This window comes from Stenotrophomonas maltophilia group sp. Smal12, from assembly GCF_037079935.1.
GTDB classification, from domain to species: Bacteria; Pseudomonadota; Gammaproteobacteria; order Xanthomonadales; family Xanthomonadaceae; genus Stenotrophomonas; species Stenotrophomonas sepilia.
This window is the reverse complement of record NZ_JBAWUK010000144.1, coordinates 1-508: the sequence shown is the minus strand read 5'-3', so window position 1 is coordinate 508 and position 508 is coordinate 1. Positions and strand designations below refer to the sequence as shown.

General features: G+C 67.3%; 1 pseudogene. It reads left to right on the top strand.

Annotation, left to right across the window (positions count from 1 at the left end):
* Positions 1-325 (top strand): annotated as a pseudogene (locus WDC87_RS21990) (MFS transporter); the annotation flags it as partial.
* Between the last annotated feature and the right edge of the window lie 183 nt (positions 326-508).

Genomic DNA, 508 nt, shown 5'->3' with positions numbered 1-508 from the left:
GCGCTACAGCGCACTGTCGATCGCCTTCAATGTGTCGGTGTCGCTGTTCGGTGGCACCACGCCACTGGTGACCGCATGGCTGGTGGAACGTACCGGCGATCCGCTGGTGCCGGCCTACTACCTGATGGGCGCGGCAGTGATCGGCCTGGTCACCATGCTGTTCGTGAAGGAGACCGCTGGCCTGCCGCTGCGCGGTTCACCGCCGGCGGTCGGCAGCGACAAGGAAGCCGCCGCACTGCTGAAGAGCGATGTGCCGGTGACGGTGGACCCGAGCCTGCCGCCACTGCCGGAGACTGCGGAGCCTGAGCAGGTAAAGCCGGCCTGAGGCTCAGCGAAGCCGGCGTTGTTGTACGGCCAAGCCCGCGCGCGGCTGCCTTTCGAGGGATCAGCCGAGCGTGGGCTCGGCTCTACAACGTACGCGCCCTCAATCGCGCGCAGCGTTCAACTCCATCGCACGCATCACGATGGGTTTGGCCCAGTCCGGCGTGTGCAGCAGCTCGGCCACCGA